The sequence below is a fragment of the Chryseobacterium sp. G0162 genome (genome assembly GCF_003815715.1).
In the GTDB taxonomy this organism is placed as follows: domain Bacteria; phylum Bacteroidota; class Bacteroidia; order Flavobacteriales; family Weeksellaceae; genus Chryseobacterium.
The window spans coordinates 3487619-3510473 of record NZ_CP033922.1 but is presented as its reverse complement, the minus strand read 5'-3'; the positions used below and the strand labels follow the sequence as shown (position 1 = coordinate 3510473).

Genomic DNA, 22855 nt, shown 5'->3' with positions numbered 1-22855 from the left:
TGAATTAATAAATTATGGCTAGTGTACGGTCGTCATGATTACCTTTGCTCCAGAAATCAGTCCAATGCAGAAGCTGTTGAGCAATCTTGGCATCATTGATAAAGTCTATCTTAGCAAGATCATCGTTATCTCCGTTAAGATCATTAAAAAACATTTTCCAGCTTTCTGTATCTTCCAGTTTGTTCTCTGTAAGGAATTTCGGATCATAAATACCGTCTGTCATGAGCACCAGATATGAAAAATCTTCAACACAAGTTATCCTGAAACGGGAAGCAATATGATTACTGAAAATTTCCTTCATCGTCATAAAACGGGTACCACCACTGAATTCTCCCACATCCATAGTATTCAGAAGTTCTACCGCGGAAAAATCTGTATTGATGAGGTTAATTGGGCAGTCTCCTACTCCGAAACTCAGGATAACATATCCAAAACTGAACTTTTTAACCAAAGCAAAAATAAGAGTAGCATGAAGATCATTAATGGAGAGTTTATTTTCTGCAGCGGTTTTTTCCAATGTGTTATGAACGTATAAAACCCCTTTATACAGAACTCTTATTACATTTTCTTTCGCTTCATCCAGTTCTTTTTGCAAATTTCCTGGGGTATAAATGATAGTGATATTATTTTCAATTTCATTTAAAACATCCGGATCACTTAAAAACTGATTGATAGAAACTGTTGCCAGCCTTGAACCTTCCCGTGCCATTACAGCAGAACCGGCACCATCAGAAACGGAAATAACATTCCATTCTGCAAAAAGTTTATTCACAGCAAAATCATCTTCTCTGAATTTTCCTTCATGAGCATGAGAACGGCCCCTTTTAGAAGCTACAACAATTTTTTTATCAGAGAATGTTCCCTGAAATGAAACCTCATCTTCTTTATAAAAATCGGCATTTCTATCACTTGGAATACTCTTCCATAAATCTTTGGGATCAACATTAACCAATAGCTGAACTCTCTTAATCTCAATATTCTCTCTATCCTCGGTGTGGAAAAATTCAATATCCAGATGATAAAGATTATGGGCCACCGGAATTCCGGAAATGCTGTTATTTTCAAACACAAGACCGGTTTCTTCTAAGTTGTTGACAGTTTTAATCCTGATATTTGGAAAATCAGACATTCCAAAGCTGCATTCATAGAACTTCCCTGAATGGGCATGTTGCAATACCCAGTGAGCTTCTTTAAATTCTTCTTTCTCTTTATAAATTGCCCCTTTTCCCATAGGCTCTTTCCCGGTTCCAAAATAAAATGAAGGTATTTTCATGGCTCATATGATTTAACCTAACGTTCTATTGATATCAAATCCTCCCCCGGAATATCCGTAATAATCTGAAGTTCCACACCAAGGGCATTTATTATATCCTTCTCCTTGAAGGCAATGAATTCCACCGCAAGAGCAGGTGGCAAGAGCAATAGGATTGGCACATTGCGGACATGAAGTTCCGCCCTGAAGTTCTTCTATTGAAATTTTCAGATGACTCCTTTGTGCAGAAGACAGTCTGTAATAGGATTTTTCATCAATTTTATAAGCTCCTTCCAATTTATAATATCTGGTAGACATCCCCGGAATACTTGATTCCCCGAACGTTTTTTTTAATTTCATCAGATAGAGCTTGTCCGTCTCTGAGCATTTACCATTCAAAACCACAAAATTATTATCTGGAAAACGCTGCTCCATCTGTGGATCTACCTTTTCAAGAATAACAGAATCAATTTTGGAAAGATTGATTCCTTCTTTTTTTGCTTCAGTAACACTTTGGCTGGTTGTTTTAATAGAATCTGTTACCCATTTGAAGAATTCTTTATATGAATTTTCATCTGTATTATTGAAGAGTAAAACGTTATCCGCCAATGAGCCTAAAAGCCTATAATTTGTATTTTCCCCTATAGAAACGGCAATGGTATTAGCCTTTCCATTATACTTGGTATTCCATCTTTCGATCGCTTTAGTCGCATCATCCGTTGGAACACCGTCTGTAAACAGAAAAACAATAGGTTTCCAGTCACCTTTACGGTCATAAGTTGTCTTTACTACATCCTTATCAATACAATCCATAATTTTAATCAACCCCTGAGACAACGAGGTTCCGCTTCCAATCGGAATTTTAGGCGGATAAAAACTGATAATATCCTGCAATGGCGTAATCACTTCAGCCTCTCCGGCAAAACCTACCACGGAAATATAAACTGTTTCCAGTGAATACGGATCTTTTTTCAGCTCTCTGACGATATTGGAAATTCCTTCCTGTACCTGCTCAATTGGATCTCCTACCATAGATTCGGAGACATCGATCAAAAAATAAATGGGTAGCCTTCTCATATCTGTAAAGACATTTTTTTAAATAATAATAGTAAGCTCCGACGGTGGCGGAGGCAATGTTACATGATCTGCTGTATTTTGTGAATGCCCACCTTGTGTAATAGAAGAACTCACCCATTTGAAAAAGGAAGAAAGGGTAATAGCATCTGTAGTATCAAGCTTTACGACATGATCTGTAAGTTCCTTAAGAAACTGCTCATCAGCTTTGGGACCTGCTGCACAACCTACAATACCGCCAAACTCAAGACCTCTAAGTACAGGAATCATTTGTCTGTATTTCTGAATATCAGAAGGTTTTCCGTCTGTAAATATAAAAAGTAACGGCTGCCAGTCCCCTTTTTCATCAGCAGATCCTTTTACAACATCTTTCTGAACAAGTTCAGCTACCATTTCTAGCGCTGCTCCCGTATGGGTGGGGCCACTATCCGGACAGGTAATCTCCATGGGATAAAAATTGGCAAGAGCAGTTAACGGAATAATATTCTTAACCTCTCTATCAAAGGTTATGACACTTAAATGAAGGCTTTCCATCGCTTGCGGATCTGTACGAAGCATGCTGATGAGTCCATTGAAGCCGTTGTTCAGCGCCTGGATGGGTTCCCCATTCATGGAACCGGAAGTATCCAGTAAAAAATAAGCTAATAATCTTCTGGTCATAAGGCGGTTATTAATTCTGAAGCCGGCGGAGGAAGTCGAAGACTTCCCAGCCGGCTTATATGTTGAATAGAAATTTACAATCTAGTTTGAATATGAGTACTGCTGTCTCAGAATATCAATAAAGTTATCCGTATTGTGAGGTTCTCCTACTGCACGGAACTTCCAATCTCCATTATGACGATAGGCCTCTGCAAAAACCATTGCACACATTCCGTTCATACTTGAATCTCCGGAAAGGCTGTATTTTGTAATTTCTTTACCTGTAGCATCCACGGCACGGATAAATGCATTTTCAATCATTCCAAAGTGTTGGTTATTGGTTCTTCCCTGGTAAATGGTAACCAAAAACACAATTTTCTGATAGCTTTGATCCAGCTGATCCAATTTTACAATGATCTGCTCATCATCCCCATCTCCGGCACCGGTTCTATTATCTCCCGTAAGCCATACATTTCCACTCGGATGCTGCATAGAATTGAAGAAAACCACATCTCCCTGATACAATCCCATCTGTCTTCCGTCATTGGTCTGAACCGTTCTTCCCAAATTGGCAACCTTTCCGCTACCATCCAGAAGAAATGCTACTGCATCAAGATCATATTCAGCTTCCTTATTAAAAAGTTTCCCAAAGAAACCTCCTTGTTTTCTTACATCCCATCCTAAACCGATCGTTACTTTCGAAAGGTCATAAACACTTTCTCCACGGTCATTTTTTCTTAAATCAATCGTTTGACCTTTCTGTAAATTAATTGCCATAGCTATTGTTTTGTGTATTTAATGTTTATTTGATGATTTGTCCTTTATAATATTTTTCAAGGAAGAAGCCAAGATCTGCTCTGTATCCGATTCCTGAAGCTTCAAACTTCCAGCTTCCGTTTCTTTTATACAGTCTTCCGAATTCTACTCCTGTTTCAATGGAAAAGTCTTCATCCAGTTCATATTTTGCAATCTCCTGGTGAGTACTGTTATCTACCACTCTGATATAAGAATTTCTTACCTGTCCGAAGTTCTGTTTTCTTCTTTCAAAGTCTTCAATAGTTACCACAAAAAGAATTTCCTCAACTCTTGAATCTACTTTATCAAGATCAATAATGATTGCCTCATCATCATCCCCGTCACTGTTCTTTCCACTTGGATCATCTCCGGTATGGGTAAGAGCTCCATCCGGTGAATTTAAATTATTATAAAAAACAAAATATTCCTCGCTTACTAATTTTCTGTCAGAATCGATCATAATTGCTGAAGCATCAAGATCGAAGTCGTAGCCTGTCCCTTCATTAGGATCCCAACCAAGTCCTATCGTCATTTTAGTCAGTCCGATCTCGATCTTTTGTCCTTTCTGTAGATTAATTGCCATAGTATTTTATGTTATGAATTATTTTTTCCATTAAGATAGATTTGATTTACGAACTGACCAAATTTATTTGCTAAAAATAATGGATATAAGACAAGTAAATCTAATTTCCTCCTTGAAATAAAAGACAATAAAAAAGGTCCAATTAAAAAACTGGACCTTTATATCATATAATTGTTGAATTAATTATTTAAAAACCTTTTCTGAAGCGGCTTCATTTCTTGCTTTGGCTAACATAGGAATAGAAATAAGTCCCATTACCAACATAATCACTATCTGAAGCGGTAAAGAAATAAAAGAATAGGTCAGCCCCATTTCACCACCAAGGTCAGCACTTTTTCCTACTGAGATAAAAAGAGCCATGAAACCATACTTCATCGCCAGATTATAAGCACCTATCCCACCACTCGCCGGAATAATCATTCCTAATGTTCCTACGACAATAATGAAGAAACCATCTGCAAAGGTAAATGCAGAAGTTTCAGGAAGTGCAAAACATACCAGATAAGCTGCAAAATAATAGGAAATCCAGATTCCCAGTGTATATAATATAAATTTCCCTTTTTGTTTTAATTTGAAAATAGTAGTCAATCCCTGAAAAATTCCATCTATAAAATTGACAATCTTACCTAGAAATGGAATATTTGCCAATCTCTTTTTAAAAGCAAAAAACAAAACCGTACCTCCAATTAATACAGAAAGAACAAGTAAAATTTTGTTAGGATTAATAGTAACTCCTGAATTTTCATAGAATGACAAAATAGCTTCATATTTAAACAATAATGTCAGCCCGAGAAAACCAAGCATACAGATTAAATCTACCACTCTTTCCAGAATAATTGTTCCAAAAGATTGGTCTACAGGTACTTTTTCTACACCATATAAAGCGGTAGCTCTTGCCAGCTCTCCACTCCTTGGAATTGTCAGGTTCATTAGATATCCAAATGAAATAGACCAAAGTGAGTTTGAATTGGAAATACTATGTCCCATCGGTTCCAGCATCAGGTTCCATCGAATCGCTCTGAACCAATAAGCAAGAAGGCCAAAAACAGAGGCAAATAATACCCAAAGATAATTAGCTTTAGCCAATGACTGTTGAATCACTTTAAAATCAAGTCCCCGTAAGGCAAGCCATAAAAAAAAGCCTGCAAAAGCAAGCGATATTACTATTGTAAGTATTGATTTTAAAGGATTTTTTGATGTTTTCTCCATGAATTACGTAAGAAGGTTTGTTTTTTCATCCGGGAAAACGATCTTCGGCTGGAAGTCTTTAGCTTCTTCAGGAGTCATCTGCGCATAAGCAATAATGATGATAATGTCATCCTTCTGTACTTTTCTTGCAGCAGGCCCGTTAAGACATACTTCTCCGGATTTTCTTTTCCCTTTGATAACATATGTATCAAAACGTTCTCCGTTGTTCACATTGACGATATAGACCCTTTCTCCCACTACCAAACCGGCAGCTTCTATAAGATCTTCATCTATCGTTATACTTCCTATATAATTAAGGTCTGAGGCTGTCACTCGTACCCTATGGATCTTGGACTTAAAAACTTCTATTAACATGCTGCAAATTTATTAATAAAAATTAATAAAACAGACCTTCACTACCATTAAAAAACTCCCATAAACAACGGGGTTTAATTTTATAAAACACAAAAAAAGAGATCATTAGTTATATTATTAACAATTATATTCTTAAAAACATCAATACTTTACACACAATTTAGGATTTAATAAATACAGGAAATAATATTAACTTTTTGCTAAAGTCAATAAACATAAGCATTTGGCATGATTTTAGTAACCCGTAACGTAGATTTTTCGTTGAAATACGAATTATCATATTTTAACTGTTTTCACTGAAAAGTAAAAAATTTGCATAAGTTTTTATAAAAAAATTGCACAATTAGAAAATAGTATTATATTTGCTATAATTACGAACTAACTTTAATATTAAAAATTATGAACAAGTCTGAATTAATCGACGCAATCGCAAAAGATGCAGGTATCACTAAAGTTGCAGCAAAAGCTGCTTTAGAATCTTTCATTGGTAACGTAACTTCTACTTTAAAGAAAAAAGACGGAAAAGTTTCTTTAGTAGGTTTCGGTACTTTCTCAGTAGCTGAGAGAGCGGCTAGACAAGGGATCAACCCTGCAACTAAAAAACCAATCAAAATTGCTGCTAAAAAAGTTGCTAAATTCAAGGCTGGAGCTGATTTATCAAACGCAGTTTCTGGTGCTAAGAAAAAATAATCATTCAGATTACAAAAATTCAAGACCGTTTCCTGGAAACGGTCTTTTTTTTGTCTTATAATTACAGATATTAGATTATGAATTCCTATATGTAAATATAAGTCAATAGAGTAACAGAGGAATATTCACATATTAGGAAAACCTTTTATAACAGCACTCTGCTTATTAAAATATTATGATTTAACATGAACCGGGTCTTATTCTAAACACTCTACAAGCCTTCTAATTTCTTTTATCAATATCTCTACGGTTTAGATCCAAATTAAGTGATTAGAATGGAGGAAGGTTGTAAAGAGAATGAAAACATTAATATTAGTAAGTTTTGGCTAAGCCTTTAGGTTAGGTATAATAAATAAGCGGGCTAAAGCCCGCTTCTGTCGATGTATACAACTTTATGTGATACTTTCCTTCTTGTCTTTGACAATGAATAGATTTTAGGTAAACTCTGGACATCCTATCCCTATACCTACAACCTATTCCTTATGGAGCCAGTCGGGAAATCTTCCAGTCCAGACCATCCAACGTATAAACAATTCTGTCGTGAAGACGGTTAGGTCTTCCCTGCCAGAATTCAATTTCATAAGGTTTTGCAAGGTATCCTCCCCAATGATCTGGCCTTGGAACTTCTGCGTTTTCGTATTCTTTTTCAAGGTCTTTTAATTTTTCTTCCAGAAATTCACGGTTAGGAATTTCCTGACTTTGTGGAGAAACTACAGCACCTAACTGGCTTCCTTTCGGTCTTGAATGAAAATAACCATCACTCAAGTTCTCTGCTACTTTTTCAAGATCAGCTTTAATGATAATCTGCCTCTCCAGGTTAGGCCAGAAAAAATGCAGGCAAGCTTTATGATTATTTTCTATTGCTTTTCCTTTTCTACTGTTGTAATTGGTATAAAAAATAAACCCTTCATGAGTGTATGCCTTCAACAATACCATTCTTGTTCTCGGACAACCATCTTCCTCTACCGTAGATACTGCCATGGCATTAGCTTCTGAGACCTCAGGGCTCTCGCTCGCATCCAAAAACCAGTCTCTAAACTGCTCAATTGGATTTTGTTTTATCTCACTTTCAATAAGTTGGGATTTATCATACACTTTTCTTTTGTCGTGCAGGTTTTCCATAAATATTTTTTATTAAATTTGAGTATGAATCACTCATACAAAGGTAAAATATTAATCTCGACACCTGACATTTCCGGCGATATTTTTTCCAGATCGGTAGTATTGGTTATTGAACATAACGAAAGTGGAGCTTTTGGTTTGATCCTGAATAAAAAAAACAGCCAGATGAGTAGCAAATTCAAAGATTTCTTCGATTTTAAGATCGAGGTCTATGATGGTGGTCCTGTAGAAAATGACAAGGTATTTTTCATTGTAAAAGGAGATGAAAAAGTGACTGAAATTTATACTGATATCACTGATGAATTTTATCTTACTGAAGATATTGAACGGATCATCAATGCTGTTTTGGCCAATGAACTGGATATTCACAATATCAAAATCTTTTCCGGATATTCTGGATGGGCTCCTAATCAACTGGATAGTGAGGTTCAGAGAAAGATGTGGACCGTAGTAGATGTTTATAATCTGGATTACACTCTTCCGAATGATCAGACTTTATGGAAATCTATCATGCAGAATCTTGGCGGAGAATTCTTACTTTGGGCTAATTCTCCTGAGGATATTTCATTAAATTAGCAATATCTCTTTCAGATCAATAAAATAATTAACAAATTTTAATATTTCGTTAACCAATTTTAAAGAAACTTTTCCCGTTCTTTGGAAAACCAAAAATCACTGAAATGAAAGGTATTACATTACTTGCTTTATCAATCTTTTCGACTGCTTTTTTATCATTCACTCCTCTTAACAAGAAATATATTGTCATCGATGCCGGCCATGGCGGAAATGATAATGGTGCCGTCTATGGGCGCTTTAGTGAAAAAGATATCACATTAAAAATCGCGAAAGAAATTCAAAAGCTTAATGAAAAGCAGGAGCAATACGAAGTGATTTTAATAAGAAATGAAGATACTTACCCAAGTCTTTCTGAAAGAACGAATCAAATCAACAAACTGAATCCGGAAATGGTCATTTCACTCCATGTTAATACTTCTCCTCAGGCAGAAACACCTAAACATGGAACTGAAATATATGTTCAAAATGCTGAAGACTCTAAGAAACTGGCGGGAAAAATCTATAAAAAATTTAATGTCCGTAAAATTGAAGAACGTAATAATCTTCATATTTTAAGAGAAACCAAAGCACCTGCTGTATTGGTTGAGCTTGGATTTATTAATAATTCTGCAGACAGAACTTATATTACCAGTGAAAGCGGACAAAAAGAAATCGCAAGAAAATTCGTTGACATTATCAACGGAAATTAAATATAGAAACAATTTCTGATTTACTCAGAATAAAACCCGGTAAAGGACTTTGTAACTTTGTTGTTTACCGGGTTTGTCAATTTTATGAGTTAAAACTCTTTTTCCAACTTTCTACCAATTCTGTAAATCGGGAAGTTTCAAAGGTTTTATTTCTTATTTTACCTACAGAAAATATGCCTTTCTCATCAGAAATCATTAAAATTTCTTCTGCTTTCTGAGATTCAAATGCAATAATTTCATGCTCCTGGATATCAGCCAGTTTATTTTTATGTAAGAAAGTAACAAAATTTTCCATTAAAGGCGAGATGTAAGCCCCTTCCGTCTGTTTTGGAACTTTAATAATATCACCTTCCATCAATAAAAGGTTACCGGAAGTAGTACGGGCAATTCTTTTATTAGGGTTTAAAAGAATAACATCATCAAGATCATTTTCCTGAGCATAAATTCCTCCATAGATATTTTCCGGACTGTGTACTCTGATATTGCTTAACAGATTATTATTTACATTAATTTCCTTAATCATATCCAGCTCCAAAGGTCTCTGATGAACCGCAAGTATATCGTCCATCTCTTCAACTTCATAAAAATAAGAAATTGAAGATTTCGCCAATGTCACAGCATCCTGATTTCTAAATACCTGGAAATTAATAATTCCATTTTTTATTCCTTTGCCGTCTATAATATCCTTTTGGAATAAAGACTGAAAAAACTCCAGGGTATAAGTTAAAGGAATATTCATTCTCATCTTTCTCATGGAAGCCATCAGGAAGAAATAACATTCTTCATCCATGATCAATTTACCGTCTCTTACAAAGAAAGAAACCTTCACTGCATCGCCCCAAAGAAAGGCTCTGTTCTTTACATTCAATGCGTCCGATGTAAAATATTGATTTTCCAATTTTTGATGTGATTTATTTACAAAAAAATAATGAACGATAAATCGTTCATCAGTTTTATCATTTGATACAGCCCTGCATTATGCAGCACCTAATTTTATTCTGAGATTCTCAATAAGATTTTCCCAATACATTGCGTTTTCTTCTTCGTCACCTTCTTCACAGAAATCTGTAATATTCAGTGCCAAATCTTCTGTAATATCATCTATAGTGATAGTCATTTCAAAGAAGTTTTTCGTTCCTTCATCTTCTTCCCATCTGAAACGCACGAAACCTTCAGGCTTATATCTGATCAAAGTGGCCTTTTCAGCAGGTCCTCCACCCCAGCTAAAAAAGAAATCATCGCCTTTCTCTGTAACCTCATCCGCAAACCATTCAGACAACCCCTCCGCTGTAGCCAGATATTCGTATAAAATCTCTGATAAACAATGCATTGGGAATTCGTAATGGACTTTATGTTTCGCCATATAATCTTTGTTTTTATCGTCCCGCAATATATAAATTAATTTTTTTATTACACAAAATTGCAGTTACTTTTTTAAAGAATATGCATGATATTTATCAGAGATTATAAATATGTATTATGTTAAGTATTAGCCTTTAAAATTACCATGTAAAGCATAAAAAAAATCTCCCCGTTTGGAGAGACTTTATCTTTAATCTTCATTCAGAATATCAAGTATAATCTGACAACCTTCTCGAATTTCATCAAGAGATAATGTAAGGGGTGGAGAGATTCTCAAATATTCATTTCTGTACAACTGCCAGAATACAATAAGTCCTTTTTCCATACATTTTTTAGCAACATGTAAAGTATACTCAGGTTCTCCAAGATTTACTGCCAGCATCAGACCTTTACCATTAATATTTTTAATCTTCGGATGTACCAAAAGTTCTCTGAACAGCTTCTCCTTCTCTTCGATCTCTTCCATTAGACCGCTTTCCAGCACTTCTTTCAAAGTAGCATAGCTGGCTGCAGCAATCAGTGGATTTCCTCCAAAAGTAGTAACGTGTCCTAACTTCGGAGAATGAGATAACGTTTCCATAATTTTTCTGGAACTCATGAAGGCTCCTACCGGAACACCGCCTCCCATTCCTTTTCCCATCACAAGAATGTCCGGAACAATTCCGAAATGTTCAAATGAAAACAGTTTTCCTGTTCTTCCAAACCCAGGCTGAATTTCATCCAGAATTAAAAGTGCTCCTACTTCTTCACATCTTCTTTTCAGTTTAATCAAATAATCGGTATTCGGTACCAGAAACCCCGCAGCCCCTTGAATGGTTTCCAGAATTACACAGGCTGTTTTTTCTGTAATCTTATCAAACTCATTTTCATTATTGAATTCAATAAAAGTAATCATAGGCAACAATGGGCGGAATTCTCTTTTATGATTTTCATTTCCTGAAACACTTAATGCTCCATGGGTGTTTCCATGATAAGAGTTTTTAAAAGAAATAATCTCCTCTCTTCCTGTATATCTTTTAGCCAGCTTCAAACTTCCATCAATAGCTTCTGCACCGCTATTCACCAGATACGTTACCTCCAGAGGTTCCGGAGTAGCTTCTGCAAGTAATTTACATAATGCAATTGGTTTTTCCTGAGCATACTCTCCGTATACCATTACATGAAGATATTTATCAGCCTGTTCCTTGATCGCGTTGACTATTTTGGGATGGGAGTGTCCCAATGTATTGGCAGAAACTCCCGCTACAAAATCAAGGTATTTTCTCCCGTCTGTCCCATAGATATAATTTCCTTCCGCTTTTTCAACTTCAAAACCTGCAGCAAATTTTGTGGTTTGTGCCTGATATATAAAAAAATCTTTGTGCATTTCCATTGTCTCAAAAAATTTCAGCAAAGCTATAAAAGATTCGTCAAACGCCGAAATTATTGATCGGGAATAAAAATTACTCTTAAGTTATTAAGAGTAATTTTATCAGTCTAAGCATAAAAAAACAAAAAACCGCTTTAAAATAAAGCGGTTTATATTGTAATTATTTTCTTACTCTTTTTGGCTTCTTAGCCTCTTCTTTGGCCCGTTGTTTTTCTATAACTTCCTGGGCCTGGTCATACAGCTCGTTATCAGAAGAATATTTGGTTTCTTCATAATTTGGAGTATCTACCAGTATATCCTGCCATTTCCTGATCCGGTCTTTAGTATTCCAGTTAAAATCAGGAAACTTTCTTCTTGAAGGTTCTATTTTACTCATCGGATAGGTATCTGCGGTAGCCCCAATACTGCAAGAAATAATCTGCAAGGCTCTTTCCTCAAACAAGGCACCAATAATACCGCAAGCTGAAAGTGTGATTCCAATTCTTTCCGGCTTTTGGGTTTCTTTGTTTACATCATCTACATAGGCAATAGACTGTGCATTTCCAACCACTCTGGCCTCTTTAATATCATTACCCTGATAGTAAACGGTCATATATTTCCCTTTCACCTGATTGAATTCATCTTTCAGGGTTAAAGAATCTACTTTACTAATAGCAAAGGCATTTCCGATTACTTTTAAGGAGTCTATATTTTCATTCTTAGTATTAAAATAGGCTTCCACTTTATCTCCTGTCACTTGCTTTTCACCACTCCATAAAATAGGTTTTGTATACATATGCATAACACCATCCGTCTCATTAAAAGCAATAGAGTCTGCTCTTCCTTGTGCATTGGATTTATACATTCTTGCTTTTTTATAGGCTCTTAAAAAGCTTTTCTTTATACTGATATCTAAAGAATCCGGTTTTTGATAAGAGATAATCTTTTCTGCTGCAAAATACGCGGTATCTTTTTCCATAATTTTTACAGCATAGGGATTTTTAGTCATCATTGAAGAATCTTTTTTCTCAAAGATTTCACCATATCCCCCTTTCATGTATCTTCTTTCTTTCGGATCATCCAGTTTTACATTACCTGTAGCTTTTCCAAAACCTGTGATCTGATTAAAATACATATCATCACCGGTAAGGATTTTATCATTATAAAAGATCTTGGAATTTTTATTCAGGAAAGCTTCTTTGGTTTCCATTCTATAGGTTCCTCTTTCTGTGTAAACCCTGTTTTTAGGATTAGCTCTATTGGTAATGGTAGTCGGTCCAAAAAATTCGGCTACTTTGGTATTTTGATTCTGCTTGATATTAACTCCTTCAATGATGTATTGAGCATTGTCTATTTTCACATTTCCTACAAAATCAATCATTTTGGTATCGAGAAAATAGGTTGCGGATTTGGTATACATCACATTCCCTTGGTTGTCAGAAATGGTACCTCCTGTATTAAAATAAGCCTGGCTCGACAGTTTATCATAATACAAAATATCAGTTTTAATGGTCTGCTTAGGATCTGTTAAAACAACATTTTTTCTGGCAACACCTTTTTGGGTATTCCCATCATATTCCATTTCTCCTGCGGTAATCACAGAACCATCGGCATTTTGAAGTTTTGCGTTTCCAATTGCTTTAGCAAAGTTTTCTTCACTATACAAAACAACTTCATCTGCGGTAAGTATAGATCCCTTTTGTTCTATCTGAACATTTCCTACGAAATACTGATTACCATCATACTTTGTGGGATCTTTAATAATTTTATCTGCGTTGATAAGTTTTATTTTATCTTCAGGTTTCAACGGCTGTGGTTTTGCAGGTGAAGGAGTCTGTAAATAGGGATCTCTCTTCACAGGAGTTTTATCCTGCGCAAAACTAAGCGTAGAAATAAAGATAAACAGAAAAAGGATTTTTCTCATTAATTAGTCATTCTTAGTGCCATAGAAATATAGCGAATGAGAATCAATTTTTACGCCAAATGCTTCTTCAATGGCTTCTTTGATTCCTTGAATTCTTGGGTCACAGAATTCAATAATTTCTTCAATTTCTTTATCAGAGTCTTTTTTGTAGATCACCAGGTGATCATGCTGTTTGTCAAAATAAGACTTCTCATAAGATGAAGAGGTAAGGGTCTTTTCTCCGAATTGATGCTTACGGATTAAACCGGCATCAAGGAAAATTTCAATAGTATTATAAATAGTTGCCTTAGAAACATGGTATTTCTTCTGCATCATCAGAAGATACAGATCATCAACATTGAAGTGATGATCCATATTATAAATTTCTTCTAATATCGTATATCTTTCAGGAGTGTTTCTGAACCCTTTTTCTAATAAGTAGTTTCTTAAAACATCCTTGATCAAAGCTATATTTTTTTCTTTTTGTATTGTATCCATTAAAAAAATTATCTACAAATTTATTGAATTTTATTTAAATAGATAGTATGGTTTAAATACTCCAGAATTATGAGTTGTGACGGAAGTACCCGGACTGTTCAATTTTATTGTCATAAACTGTAAGTTCCGTAATAGGGGCAGATTCTACTTCTACGTTGTGCGAAGACACTCCCCATGCTTTAAAGTCATCACTTCCGATATACTTCACAAAGTTGTAAATATTAAGCGTAATCTTCTGTTTAACAGTTAAAAGTATATCGTTGATATAGGTGTTATCTATGATCACATATTTCAAATCTGGCGGTATATCATGCGCTCTTAGAGACGGATGACTGCTTCTTGAAGGAATGGTTCCATCTGCCATAAGATCTCTCAATACCATATTGAAATAGTCATTGATTCTTCGGTCTACCTTAAATCCTAAAAGGAAATTAATCTTATACACGGTTCCAGGAAGAATTTCATCTACCGTATACTTGAATGTATATGGATCCTCCTGATTCACAATACTCAGGATAAAGTAATGATCTGCTCTTTTTGGCTGTTTTTTGATGATGGAATAAATAATTTTGGATTCTACTTCATCATTTCTTTTAGCCCTGCTCAGATAAGCAAGGTTTGTTGCATATTTTGGAATGGTTTCATCCAGCTTCATATCCTTAAGGATGGAAATGTATTTATCAATTTTTACATATTGGATGAAATTTGCTTTAATTAATCTTCCGTTGTACCATGCGTACATACATACAGCGATAAATCCACCTAACACCATTGTTAACCAACCTCCATCTACAAATTTAATGACGTTGGCATAGAAGAATCCTGATTCCAGGAACAGATATACAACAGCAAAACCTGCAATAAAAATCTTACTCACTCTTGTACGGCTCAGCCAGAATAAGAGAAGAATTGTAGTCATCAACATGGTAATGGTAATGGTAAGTCCATAGGCAGCTTCCATACGTTCTGATTTCTGGAAGAATATTACTACTACAAAACAGAAAGCCATCAACCCCCAATTAATTCTAGGAATATACATCTGTCCTTTAATCCCTGAAGGATATTCAATATGCTGATTGGGCCAGAAAGAAATAGACATAGCTTCTGAGAACATGGTAAATGATCCTGTAATAACCGCCTGACTGGCAATAATTGCTGCCGCAGTAGCCAGGATTACACTTGGTAGAACAGCCCATTCCGGCATAATTCCAAAGAATGGATTCACTCCGTTATGTACCTGATGGTAGTTATCCAATAGCCAAGATCCCTGCCCTAAATAGTTCAGGATAAGCATAAGCTTAACAAAAATCCAGCTGATTCTGATATTCTTTGCTCCACAGTGTCCCAAATCCGAGTATAAAGCTTCGGCTCCGGTAGTACACAGGAATACGGCCCCCATAATTACAATGGCACTTGATGAATGCGTAATCAGATTATACGCATACATTGGATTGAAAGCCCTGATGATCTCAATATGGTCAAAAATATGCATTGATCCGGAAATTCCTAAAACAAGGAACCAGGTCACCATCACAGGTCCAAAGAACTTTCCAATAGAAGCTGTTCCGAACTGTTGTACGACAAAAACAATGAATAGAATGATTAAGGTAATGAGAACTACCGGAGTTTCGGGGTTATAGATTTTTAACCCTTCAATTGCAGACATCACCGTTAAGGAAGGGGTGATTACACTATCTGCTACGAGCGTGGAGGCTCCAATAATGGCGACTACATACAGCCATTTTTTCTTGAGTTTTTTTACCAGTGAATACAACGCAAGAATTCCACCTTCCCCTTTGTTATCTGCTCTTAAAGCAATAATCACGTATTTCAGGGTAGTCTGAAGCGTCAATGTCCAGATGATACAGGATAATGCTCCTTCAATGTATTCATCAAATGGCATCGTAGCGCCTTCTTTTCTTGCATTCACAATCGCCTTCATTACATAGAGTGGTGAGGTACCAATATCTCCGAAAACGATTCCAAGCGAAACTATAACGCCTACAAATGAAAGCTTCTTTAGGTCAAAGTGATGACCGCCTTCTGTAACTTCTGCCATATCAGCCAATTTATTTTTTTAAAAGCGCAAATTTATATCAATTTTATGACCCTAAGAATTTTTCTTCATGAATATAATAAATGAAAAAACTTCCTTTCGGAAGTTTTTCTCTATAATCTATATCATTATTTAACGTACATCGCTTTTTTGATTTCCTCTTTTACTTTTTCAAGCTTAGGGAACCATTCTGCAAATAATGCAGCAGAGTAAGGTGCAGGTGCATCAGGAGTAGTAATTCTCTTGATTGGAGCATCTAAATAATCGAATGCTTTTTGCTGTACCATATAAGTAATTTCAGAAGATATTGATCCAAATGGCCAAGCTTCTTCTAAGATCACTAATCTATTTGTTTTCTTTACGGATGCTAAAATAGTATCAAAATCTAAAGGACGAACTGTTCTAAGGTCAATAACTTCAACAGAGATTCCTTCTTTCTCCATATCTTCAGCTGCCTGCATTGCCAACTTCATGATCTTACCAAAAGAAACTAAAGTAACATCTTTACCTTCTCTCTTGATATCTGCTTTTCCGATAGGTAAGTAGTACTCTTCTTCAGGAATTTCCATTTTATCACCATACATTTGTTCAGATTCCATGAAGATCACCGGGTCATTATCCTGAATAGCTGTTTTCAACAATCCTTTTGCATCATAAGGGTTTGAAGGTACTACCACCTTAAGTCCAGGACAGTTGGCAAACCAACCTTCAAAAGCCTGAGAGTGAGTAGCTCCTAATTGTCCTGCAGAAGCAGTAGGTCCACGGAAAACGATTGGGCAGTTCCACTGTCCACCACTCATCTGACGGATTTTCGCCGCATTATTAATAATCTGATCAATTCCTACTAAGGAGAAATTGAATGTCATAAATTCTACGATAGGTCTGTTCCCATTCATTGCAGCTCCTACAGAGATCCCTGTAAATCCAAGTTCTGCAATCGGTGTATCGATTACTCTTTTTGGACCAAATTCATCCAGCATTCCTTTTGAAGCTTTATATGCACCATTATATTCTGCAACTTCCTCCCCCATCAGGTAAATGGATTCGTCTTTACGCATTTCCTCGCTCATTGCCTGCGCAATTACCTCACGAAAAGTATATTCTGCCATATTTTCTTGAAAAATTTAGACTACAAAAATAGTGTTTTTTTATTATACACATAATAAAAAGGTGCCTCATTTGAATGAGAAGTCTCAATATTAATAATAAGCTAAGAACGAATATTTTGTGATGGAGGGAAGCTGGAGGCTGGAAAAGAGAGGTTATGTAGGCTTAAAAGAATAACCAAATATCTTTTTATTGCCTTTTTTCACTGACGGAATTATCATAAAACCAACAATAGTTTCCAGCTTCTTCTATCCTTTGCTCCTATCCTTATAAGTGGGGCGATTTTATTTTCGTTACCTATTTTTCAAAAAAATGACATTTCATTTCTGAAATGTCATCTTAAAATTCTATTTAAACTTATATTAATTAGCTTTCTCCCAAACCTGGGTTCTTCCTAATAATGATAATCCCAAATACCCTCTTACATTAAGCTTATCACCGCTTTTTGTAATGGTACATTTGTAAGTTTTTCCTGTTTTAGGATCTGTGATACTACCTCCGGTAAACTCATCCCCTTCTTTTTTCAATCCTCTGATGATTTCCAATCCTAAAATTGGTTTACCTTTTCTGTCATCTTTACAAACTGTGCAATTAGGATCAGCAGGTTTTATTAATAATTGAGAAACCTTCCCATAATACTTACCATCAGATTTTTTGAATATCTCTACAATAGATTTAGCTTGTTTTGTTTCATCATCTATTGTCTTCCACTTTCCTTCTATCTGCGCAAATGTCATCACACCAAATAAAGAAAGCGCGAATGTTAACATTATTTTTTTCATATTTCTATAGTTTTAATTTTAATACAATATACTTTTCTATGTATTGATAAAAATATAAATTAATTCTTAACGAACAAAAACTTTTATTATACAAAGCATAAAAGAGCAAATAATTAGATTTATTAATTCAGCTTTCTATTAATCACTCTATCCATATAATCCTGATACCATGCTTTTGCAGTCTGTTTTCCCTGTTCTACTTCAGGTGTTTTTAACTGGTTAATCAGGTTCTTCTCAAGAGCAAGATCAGATTTATTATATACTCCGACAATTTCCTTGCCATCAAAACGATAGATATAATTTCCAATCATAAACTGTTCATTATTTCCATCCGAATTGACCATAATACTTGGGTATTTCTTATCACTTACCAAACTTCTCCCCCAGCTTCTGATAGGTTTATTATACCCAATCAGGTCTGCAAGTGTAGGATAAATATCTATTTGCTGAGCTATTTCAGGGTTTTCTCCTTTAAGCTGATATGCTGGATTGGGGGAATATAATACCAATGGAACGGCAAAACGGTTCATCGCTTTTTCATATTCCGGATAGTAAATCTGATTGGTATGATCTCCTGTGAAAACAAAAATCGTATTATGAAACCAAGGTTGCTTTTTAGCCGTTTCAAAATATTTTTTTATTGCATAATCCGTATACTGTATCGGCTCGTGCATTTCTATTTTTCCTTTTTTAAATTTCCCTTGATACTTCTCAGGAATTTTGAATGGATGGTGAGAAGACGCCGTAAAAACGGTAGTCATAAAAGGTTGTTTTTTTCCTACATTCTTAGCAAAATACTGAAGGAAGGGTTCATCCCAGATGGCCCACATTCCATCAAAATCCTCATCATGATTGTATTCTGTTTTCCCAAAATAATGTTTAAACCCTAAGATATTACCAAATCCAAGGAATCCCATAGAGCCATTTGGAGCTCCGTGGTAGAAAGAGGTATCATAGCCCAGATCATTACAGACAGAAACAATAGACTGAATTTTCTGATTGGAGTATGGAGAACCTGTAAAAGCGTCAGTAAGACTCGGAATTCCTGCCAATACACTGCTCATTCCATGAATAGACTGCCTTCCGTTAGCAAAAGTATTTGGAAAAATAAGACTCTGAGTCGCCAGACTATCCATAAAAGGAGTGTACGAAACGTAATCTTTAATATTTTTATCTTTATTAAATGCTCCTGAATACTCTCTCCCAAAAGATTCTACTATAAAAATTACAATATTGGGACGGTTTTCTACCTTTCTATCATATATTTTAAGAGGCTGTACATTCTCTTCAATATACTTTTGATCTACAAAATGAACTTCCTTAAAATTATTGGTATTTAAAGTTCTGAAGAATGAGAATGTACTATTGAGAACCAAATTACCCTGTAATGGATTGGCTACAAAACGAGTGGCATCCACCATATTGATCGGCCTCGTACTGTGTTTGAAATCTCCTCTGATCCCTCCTACTACCAAGACTGCTGTAATACACAAAGTAACGATGGAAGATAAAAAATAAGGGAGTAATTGAGCCGGTTTTGCTTCATCAACTTTTACTTTTTTATACAGGAAAACCCATAATCCCATTAAAACAATAAACCAAATCAGCACAAAAGGATGCTGACCAACAGAAATCATGAGCGTCTGGGAAACATTGGATTCATGCTCTGCTACCTGAAATACTGCTGAAGTAAGCCTTGATTGGGAGAACTTATAATAAATAAAATCTCCGAAATTCATACTATACGCCAATCCGTTCGTCAGAAAATAAATCCAGAAAAGGACTTTCTGAAACCCTTTTTTGGTATTAATGACCAATGGAAGAAGACTTAATAATATAAATAGCGCATTGACGTACAATATAGCAGTGGTATCGAAAGCAGCACCATGATAAGCCAGTTTAAGATACTCTGAAACAGAGTCTACTTTAATCAGATCTTTATTAAAATACCAGAATAAAAGTCTTGCAATCTGATAAAAAGCATAGGCTAAAAAAATCCTGTAAAGCAATGCCAGAACTTCCTGTTTTCTAAATCCTTTTAAAAATTTCATGTGGCAAATTTACATCAAAATCACTTTATTGCGTTTTTTAGTACATATTATTTTGAGTTAGAATTTTTAAAAACTGTAATTTTGTACTTATGAGTTTTATAAAGAATAATCTGGCTAATGCCTTAACCCTGGCTAATCTATTTGCTGGATGCGTGGGTGTAATACATCTTATTTTGGGAGACTATCAAACAACGGCAATATGCCTTGTCCTCTCCTCTATTTTCGATTTTTTTGACGGTTTTGTAGCCAGAGCCTTAAAATCAAACTCTAATCTGGGGCTTCAGCTCGATTCTCTTGCAGATATGGTGAGTTTTGGAGTTATCCCCGGGGTTACTTTGTATAAAGCCCTTGAGCCATTCGGAACTGAGCTTCTTGGACTTCATTTCCCTTTTGAAATTAAGTATATTGGTTTGGTAGTAACTGTTTTCTCCTGCTTAAGACTTGCAATCTTCAATCTTGATGAGGAACAGAGATATTATTTTAAAGGATTAAATACGCCAACCAATACCGTTCTTTTATTTGGTTTGTACTATGCTTTTAAGGAAACCGGAAATTTTAGCTTCCTTTTTGAAAATGCATTACTGCTTATCATCCTTGTATTCCTTACGTCATGGCTTCTTATCAGCCCGATCAAAATGATGGCAATGAAATTTAAATCCAAGGCGTTAAAAGATAACTATCCAAAAGTAGTATTATTGATTGGCGGGATTGCTATTCTTTCCATCTTCAAGATTGTGGGAATTCCGATGCTGGTCATCTATTATATATTGGTATCACTTATTTTTCAAAGACAATTAAAATAGAAATCAGAAAGGACTCTGATTTTTAACATTAACACATTTTCAAATTATTAATTATAGACATGAACTTAAAACTCCATAAACCCCTTTGCATTTTTGACCTGGAAACGACAGGAACCAACATCGGAAAAGATAAAATTGTTGAAATTTGTATCTTAAAAGTAAATCCGGATGCCTCCAGAGAAAGCAAAACATGGCGTGTGAATCCGGAAATGCCAATTCCTAAAGAAAGCAGTGAAATTCACGGAATTTATGATGAGGATGTGAAAGATTCACCTACCTTCAGGGAAATCGCTTCTAAAGTAATGGAGATGATTGCCGGCACTGATCTGGGAGGTTTTAATTCTAACAGATTTGACGTCCCTCTTCTAGCTGAAGAGCTGCTAAGAGTGGGTATGGATTTTGACCTTAGCAAATTCAGATTGGTAGATGCACAGACTATTTTCCATAAAAAAGAACCTAGAAATTTAGGCGCTGCGTATCAGTTTTACTGTGGAAAAACACTGGAAAATGCACACTCAGCAGAAGCGGATGTAATGGCTACTTTTGAAGTTCTGGATGCTCAGGTAGGAAAATATGATGACATTCCGAATGAAATTGCTCCATTAAGCGAGTTTACTTTCCATAATAAAAATGCAGACCTTGCCGGATTTATCGGATATAATGATAAGCAGGAAGAGGTGTTCAACTTTGGAAAATATAAAGGACAGGGAGTAAAAGCTGTGTTCCAGAAAGATCTTGGATACTTTGCATGGCTTCAGAACGCAGATTTCCCACTGTATACCAAAAAAGTATTCACCAAAATTCAACTATCAAGTAGATTTTAAATAAATATGTCTGGTCTGGTTCGTTTTAAATTTTATGAAACTGCCCTTGAAGCAAATAGGGACAAACAGATTCTGGCTGAAAACGGAATTAATAGTTTCATTGCCAATGAACAGCTTATTCAATCGGATTGGCTGCTGTCTCAGGCTGTAGGTGGCATTCAGCTTCAGGTTTTTGAAGAAGATCTGGAAAAAGCAGGTCAGATTCTACAGGATTATAAAGACAATGAACAATACTCATTGGAAGTAGAACATACTATTGAAAACCCGGAGTTTGATTTTGTTTGTCCTAAATGTGGTTCTAATCATATTTACAGGGATGACAGGGCTACCAGTTTCTTTGGAATTTCATTTCTGACAAGCCATAAATTTGTATGTTACTATTGTGGGAATGAATTTACCCATGAATAAATACTCCAATAAAATATTTACATTAATCAGAAGATTGCCTCGTTCCTCATAACCATGCAGTCCAAAATAAATAAAGAATTATGAAGATCATTTGTATAGGAAGAAACTACAGCGAGCACGCTAAAGAATTAGGAAATGAAGTTCCTGAGAACCCTGTTATTTTCATGAAGCCGGATACAGCGGTTTTAAAAGGAAATGATTTTTATATTCCGGAATTCTCCAATGATATCCATTATGAACTTGAAGTAGTGGTAAAGGTATCAAAAGGTGGAAAATACATTCAGAAGGAAACCGCCCACAAGCATTACGAAGAGCTTAGCTTAGGAATTGATTTTACAGCCAGAGATCTTCAGAGTGAATTGAAATCAAAAGGATTACCATGGGAGCTTGCTAAAGGTTTTGATGGTTCTGCTGTGGTAGGAAGCTTCTTTAAAAAGGAGAATTTTAACCTTAATAACCTTTCTTTTTCGTTATTAAAAAATAAAGATAAGGTTCAGGATGGTAATACAAAAGATATGTTATTCAATATTGATGATATCATTTCTTTTGCCTCTCAGTATTTCACTCTAAGAGTGGGAGATCTTATTTTTACCGGTACCCCAAAAGGAGTTGGAAAAGTAGATGAAAATGATATTCTGGAAGCTTATCTGCAAGATGAAAAAATCCTTGATATCCGAATATTATAAGTATTTAATATAAAAGTCTGATAAATTTTTCATATCTTTAGGTA

The 22855-nt window shown here is 35.4% G+C and carries 24 protein-coding genes; 7 read left to right on the top strand and 17 right to left on the bottom strand.

Annotated features, from left to right (window positions below; genetic code table 11):
• Nucleotides 1–4: 4 nt before the first annotated feature.
• The 7 genes from EG344_RS15870 to panD all read right to left on the bottom strand — a co-directional run bounded on the left by EG344_RS15870 (nt 5) and on the right by panD (nt 5906).
• Nucleotides 5–1273 carry a PP2C family serine/threonine-protein phosphatase gene (locus tag EG344_RS15870; protein WP_123910255.1) on the bottom strand — a complete coding sequence of 423 codons (1269 nt, stop codon included), beginning with the start codon at nt 1271–1273 and terminating at the stop codon, nt 5–7.
• Nucleotides 1274–1285: 12 nt separating this feature from the next.
• A complete protein-coding gene (locus EG344_RS15865) occupies nt 1286–2329 on the bottom strand; it encodes a TerY-C metal binding domain-containing protein (protein WP_123910253.1) in 1044 nt (347 codons plus the stop codon).
• Between the two features lie 18 nt (nt 2330–2347).
• Entirely contained in the window at nt 2348–2986 is a 639-nt protein-coding gene (locus EG344_RS15860) for a vWA domain-containing protein (protein WP_123910251.1), read from the bottom strand.
• A gap of 81 nt (nt 2987–3067) precedes the next feature.
• Entirely contained in the window at nt 3068–3742 is a 675-nt protein-coding gene (locus tag EG344_RS15855; protein ID WP_123910249.1) for a TerD family protein, read from the bottom strand.
• A 25-nt stretch (nt 3743–3767) separates the two neighbouring features.
• On the bottom strand, nt 3768–4343 hold the full coding sequence (locus EG344_RS15850; protein ID WP_123857455.1) for a TerD family protein: 576 nt from the start codon (nt 4341–4343) through the stop codon (nt 3768–3770).
• A gap of 183 nt (nt 4344–4526) precedes the next feature.
• The gene (locus EG344_RS15845) at nt 4527–5552 is read right to left on the bottom strand and encodes a lysylphosphatidylglycerol synthase transmembrane domain-containing protein (protein WP_123910247.1); all 1026 of its coding nucleotides are present in this window, start codon (nt 5550–5552) and stop codon (nt 4527–4529) included.
• Nucleotides 5553–5555: 3 nt separating this feature from the next.
• A complete protein-coding gene (gene panD / locus EG344_RS15840; RefSeq protein WP_002976902.1) occupies nt 5556–5906 on the bottom strand; it encodes an aspartate 1-decarboxylase in 351 nt (116 codons plus the stop codon).
• A 399-nt stretch (nt 5907–6305) separates the two neighbouring features.
• On the opposite strand from panD, the gene EG344_RS15835 reads away from it, so the two are divergent.
• Nucleotides 6306–6596, top strand: a complete 291-nt coding sequence (locus EG344_RS15835) for an HU family DNA-binding protein (RefSeq protein WP_027379880.1) — start codon at nt 6306–6308, stop codon at nt 6594–6596.
• Between the two features lie 480 nt (nt 6597–7076).
• On the opposite strand, the gene pdxH is transcribed toward EG344_RS15835, so the two are convergent.
• Nucleotides 7077–7718: a pyridoxamine 5'-phosphate oxidase gene (gene pdxH, locus EG344_RS15830; RefSeq protein WP_123910245.1), complete on the bottom strand. Its 642-nt coding sequence runs from the start codon at nt 7716–7718 to the stop codon at nt 7077–7079.
• A gap of 24 nt (nt 7719–7742) precedes the next feature.
• On the opposite strand from pdxH, the gene EG344_RS15825 reads away from it, so the two are divergent.
• Nucleotides 7743–8294, top strand: coding sequence for a YqgE/AlgH family protein (locus tag EG344_RS15825; RefSeq protein WP_123910243.1), 552 nt, complete (start codon nt 7743–7745; stop codon nt 8292–8294).
• Nucleotides 8295–8398: 104 nt separating this feature from the next.
• Complete coding sequence (locus EG344_RS15820; protein WP_123910242.1) at nt 8399–8983, top strand: N-acetylmuramoyl-L-alanine amidase; 585 nt, start codon at nt 8399–8401, stop codon at nt 8981–8983.
• Nucleotides 8984–9065: 82 nt separating this feature from the next.
• Here the strand turns inward: EG344_RS15820 and EG344_RS15815 are convergent, their stop codons facing one another.
• The 9 genes from EG344_RS15815 to EG344_RS15775 form a co-directional block, all read right to left on the bottom strand.
• The gene (locus EG344_RS15815) at nt 9066–9881 is read right to left on the bottom strand and encodes an aminotransferase class IV (RefSeq protein ID WP_123910240.1); all 816 of its coding nucleotides are present in this window, start codon (nt 9879–9881) and stop codon (nt 9066–9068) included.
• 78 nt (nt 9882–9959) lie between these two features.
• Complete coding sequence (locus EG344_RS15810; RefSeq protein ID WP_034696870.1) at nt 9960–10346, bottom strand: START-like domain-containing protein; 387 nt, start codon at nt 10344–10346, stop codon at nt 9960–9962.
• A gap of 189 nt (nt 10347–10535) precedes the next feature.
• On the bottom strand, nt 10536–11711 hold the full coding sequence (locus tag EG344_RS15805; protein WP_123910238.1) for an aspartate aminotransferase family protein: 1176 nt from the start codon (nt 11709–11711) through the stop codon (nt 10536–10538).
• 163 nt (nt 11712–11874) lie between these two features.
• Complete coding sequence (locus EG344_RS15800; RefSeq protein WP_123910236.1) at nt 11875–13617, bottom strand: OstA-like protein; 1743 nt, start codon at nt 13615–13617, stop codon at nt 11875–11877.
• 3 nt (nt 13618–13620) lie between these two features.
• Complete coding sequence (locus tag EG344_RS15795) at nt 13621–14094, bottom strand: Fur family transcriptional regulator (protein WP_002976876.1); 474 nt, start codon at nt 14092–14094, stop codon at nt 13621–13623.
• A 67-nt stretch (nt 14095–14161) separates the two neighbouring features.
• Nucleotides 14162–16153, bottom strand: a complete 1992-nt coding sequence (locus tag EG344_RS15790; protein ID WP_123910234.1) for a KUP/HAK/KT family potassium transporter — start codon at nt 16151–16153, stop codon at nt 14162–14164.
• A 125-nt stretch (nt 16154–16278) separates the two neighbouring features.
• Nucleotides 16279–17259, bottom strand: a complete 981-nt coding sequence (locus tag EG344_RS15785) for a pyruvate dehydrogenase complex E1 component subunit beta (RefSeq protein ID WP_045500521.1) — start codon at nt 17257–17259, stop codon at nt 16279–16281.
• Between the two features lie 360 nt (nt 17260–17619).
• The gene (locus EG344_RS15780; protein ID WP_123910233.1) at nt 17620–18039 is read right to left on the bottom strand and encodes a DUF2147 domain-containing protein; all 420 of its coding nucleotides are present in this window, start codon (nt 18037–18039) and stop codon (nt 17620–17622) included.
• 122 nt (nt 18040–18161) lie between these two features.
• Nucleotides 18162–20090 carry an LTA synthase family protein gene (locus EG344_RS15775; RefSeq protein ID WP_123910232.1) on the bottom strand — a complete coding sequence of 643 codons (1929 nt, stop codon included), beginning with the start codon at nt 20088–20090 and terminating at the stop codon, nt 18162–18164.
• Between the two features lie 89 nt (nt 20091–20179).
• Between EG344_RS15775 and EG344_RS15770 the strand changes: the two genes are divergently transcribed.
• The 4 genes from EG344_RS15770 to EG344_RS15755 all read left to right on the top strand — a co-directional run bounded on the left by EG344_RS15770 (nt 20180) and on the right by EG344_RS15755 (nt 22811).
• The gene (locus EG344_RS15770; protein ID WP_123910231.1) at nt 20180–20893 is read left to right on the top strand and encodes a CDP-alcohol phosphatidyltransferase family protein; all 714 of its coding nucleotides are present in this window, start codon (nt 20180–20182) and stop codon (nt 20891–20893) included.
• Between the two features lie 59 nt (nt 20894–20952).
• Nucleotides 20953–21717, top strand: coding sequence for a 3'-5' exonuclease (locus EG344_RS15765; protein WP_123910230.1), 765 nt, complete (start codon nt 20953–20955; stop codon nt 21715–21717).
• Between the two features lie 6 nt (nt 21718–21723).
• Nucleotides 21724–22125, top strand: a complete 402-nt coding sequence (locus EG344_RS15760) for a DUF2007 domain-containing protein (protein ID WP_123910229.1) — start codon at nt 21724–21726, stop codon at nt 22123–22125.
• 80 nt (nt 22126–22205) lie between these two features.
• Nucleotides 22206–22811, top strand: a complete 606-nt coding sequence (locus EG344_RS15755) for a fumarylacetoacetate hydrolase family protein (protein WP_123910228.1) — start codon at nt 22206–22208, stop codon at nt 22809–22811.
• The last annotated feature ends 44 nt before the right edge of the window (nt 22812–22855 follow it).

Excerpts from the sequence above, each read along its gene's own strand:
- EG344_RS15850 (WP_123857455.1), bottom strand. The coding sequence starts at position 4,343 with ATGGCAATTAATCTACAGAAAGGACAAAAGATCGAGATCGGACTGACT.
- EG344_RS15795 (WP_002976876.1), bottom strand. The coding sequence starts at position 14,094 with ATGGATACAATACAAAAAGAAAAAAATATAGCTTTGATCAAGGATGTT.
- EG344_RS15865 (WP_123910253.1), bottom strand. The coding sequence starts at position 2,329 with ATGAGAAGGCTACCCATTTATTTTTTGATCGATGTCTCCGAATCTATG.
- EG344_RS15790 (WP_123910234.1), bottom strand. The coding sequence starts at position 16,153 with ATGGCAGAAGTTACAGAAGGCGGTCATCACTTTGACCTAAAGAAGCTT.
- EG344_RS15845 (WP_123910247.1), bottom strand. The coding sequence starts at position 5,552 with ATGGAGAAAACATCAAAAAATCCTTTAAAATCAATACTTACAATAGTA.
- EG344_RS15835 (WP_027379880.1), top strand. The coding sequence starts at position 6,306 with ATGAACAAGTCTGAATTAATCGACGCAATCGCAAAAGATGCAGGTATC.
- EG344_RS15810 (WP_034696870.1), bottom strand. The coding sequence starts at position 10,346 with ATGGCGAAACATAAAGTCCATTACGAATTCCCAATGCATTGTTTATCA.
- EG344_RS15770 (WP_123910231.1), top strand. The coding sequence starts at position 20,180 with ATGAGTTTTATAAAGAATAATCTGGCTAATGCCTTAACCCTGGCTAAT.
- pdxH (WP_123910245.1), bottom strand. The coding sequence starts at position 7,718 with ATGGAAAACCTGCACGACAAAAGAAAAGTGTATGATAAATCCCAACTT.
- EG344_RS15780 (WP_123910233.1), bottom strand. The coding sequence starts at position 18,039 with ATGAAAAAAATAATGTTAACATTCGCGCTTTCTTTATTTGGTGTGATG.
- EG344_RS15805 (WP_123910238.1), bottom strand. The coding sequence starts at position 11,711 with ATGCACAAAGATTTTTTTATATATCAGGCACAAACCACAAAATTTGCT.
- EG344_RS15760 (WP_123910229.1), top strand. The coding sequence starts at position 21,724 with ATGTCTGGTCTGGTTCGTTTTAAATTTTATGAAACTGCCCTTGAAGCA.
- EG344_RS15765 (WP_123910230.1), top strand. The coding sequence starts at position 20,953 with ATGAACTTAAAACTCCATAAACCCCTTTGCATTTTTGACCTGGAAACG.
- EG344_RS15785 (WP_045500521.1), bottom strand. The coding sequence starts at position 17,259 with ATGGCAGAATATACTTTTCGTGAGGTAATTGCGCAGGCAATGAGCGAG.
- EG344_RS15820 (WP_123910242.1), top strand. The coding sequence starts at position 8,399 with ATGAAAGGTATTACATTACTTGCTTTATCAATCTTTTCGACTGCTTTT.
- EG344_RS15775 (WP_123910232.1), bottom strand. The coding sequence starts at position 20,090 with ATGAAATTTTTAAAAGGATTTAGAAAACAGGAAGTTCTGGCATTGCTT.
- EG344_RS15860 (WP_123910251.1), bottom strand. The coding sequence starts at position 2,986 with ATGACCAGAAGATTATTAGCTTATTTTTTACTGGATACTTCCGGTTCC.
- EG344_RS15870 (WP_123910255.1), bottom strand. The coding sequence starts at position 1,273 with ATGAAAATACCTTCATTTTATTTTGGAACCGGGAAAGAGCCTATGGGA.
- panD (WP_002976902.1), bottom strand. The coding sequence starts at position 5,906 with ATGTTAATAGAAGTTTTTAAGTCCAAGATCCATAGGGTACGAGTGACA.
- EG344_RS15800 (WP_123910236.1), bottom strand. The coding sequence starts at position 13,617 with ATGAGAAAAATCCTTTTTCTGTTTATCTTTATTTCTACGCTTAGTTTT.
- EG344_RS15755 (WP_123910228.1), top strand. The coding sequence starts at position 22,206 with ATGAAGATCATTTGTATAGGAAGAAACTACAGCGAGCACGCTAAAGAA.
- EG344_RS15855 (WP_123910249.1), bottom strand. The coding sequence starts at position 3,742 with ATGGCAATTAATTTACAGAAAGGTCAAACGATTGATTTAAGAAAAAAT.
- EG344_RS15825 (WP_123910243.1), top strand. The coding sequence starts at position 7,743 with ATGAATCACTCATACAAAGGTAAAATATTAATCTCGACACCTGACATT.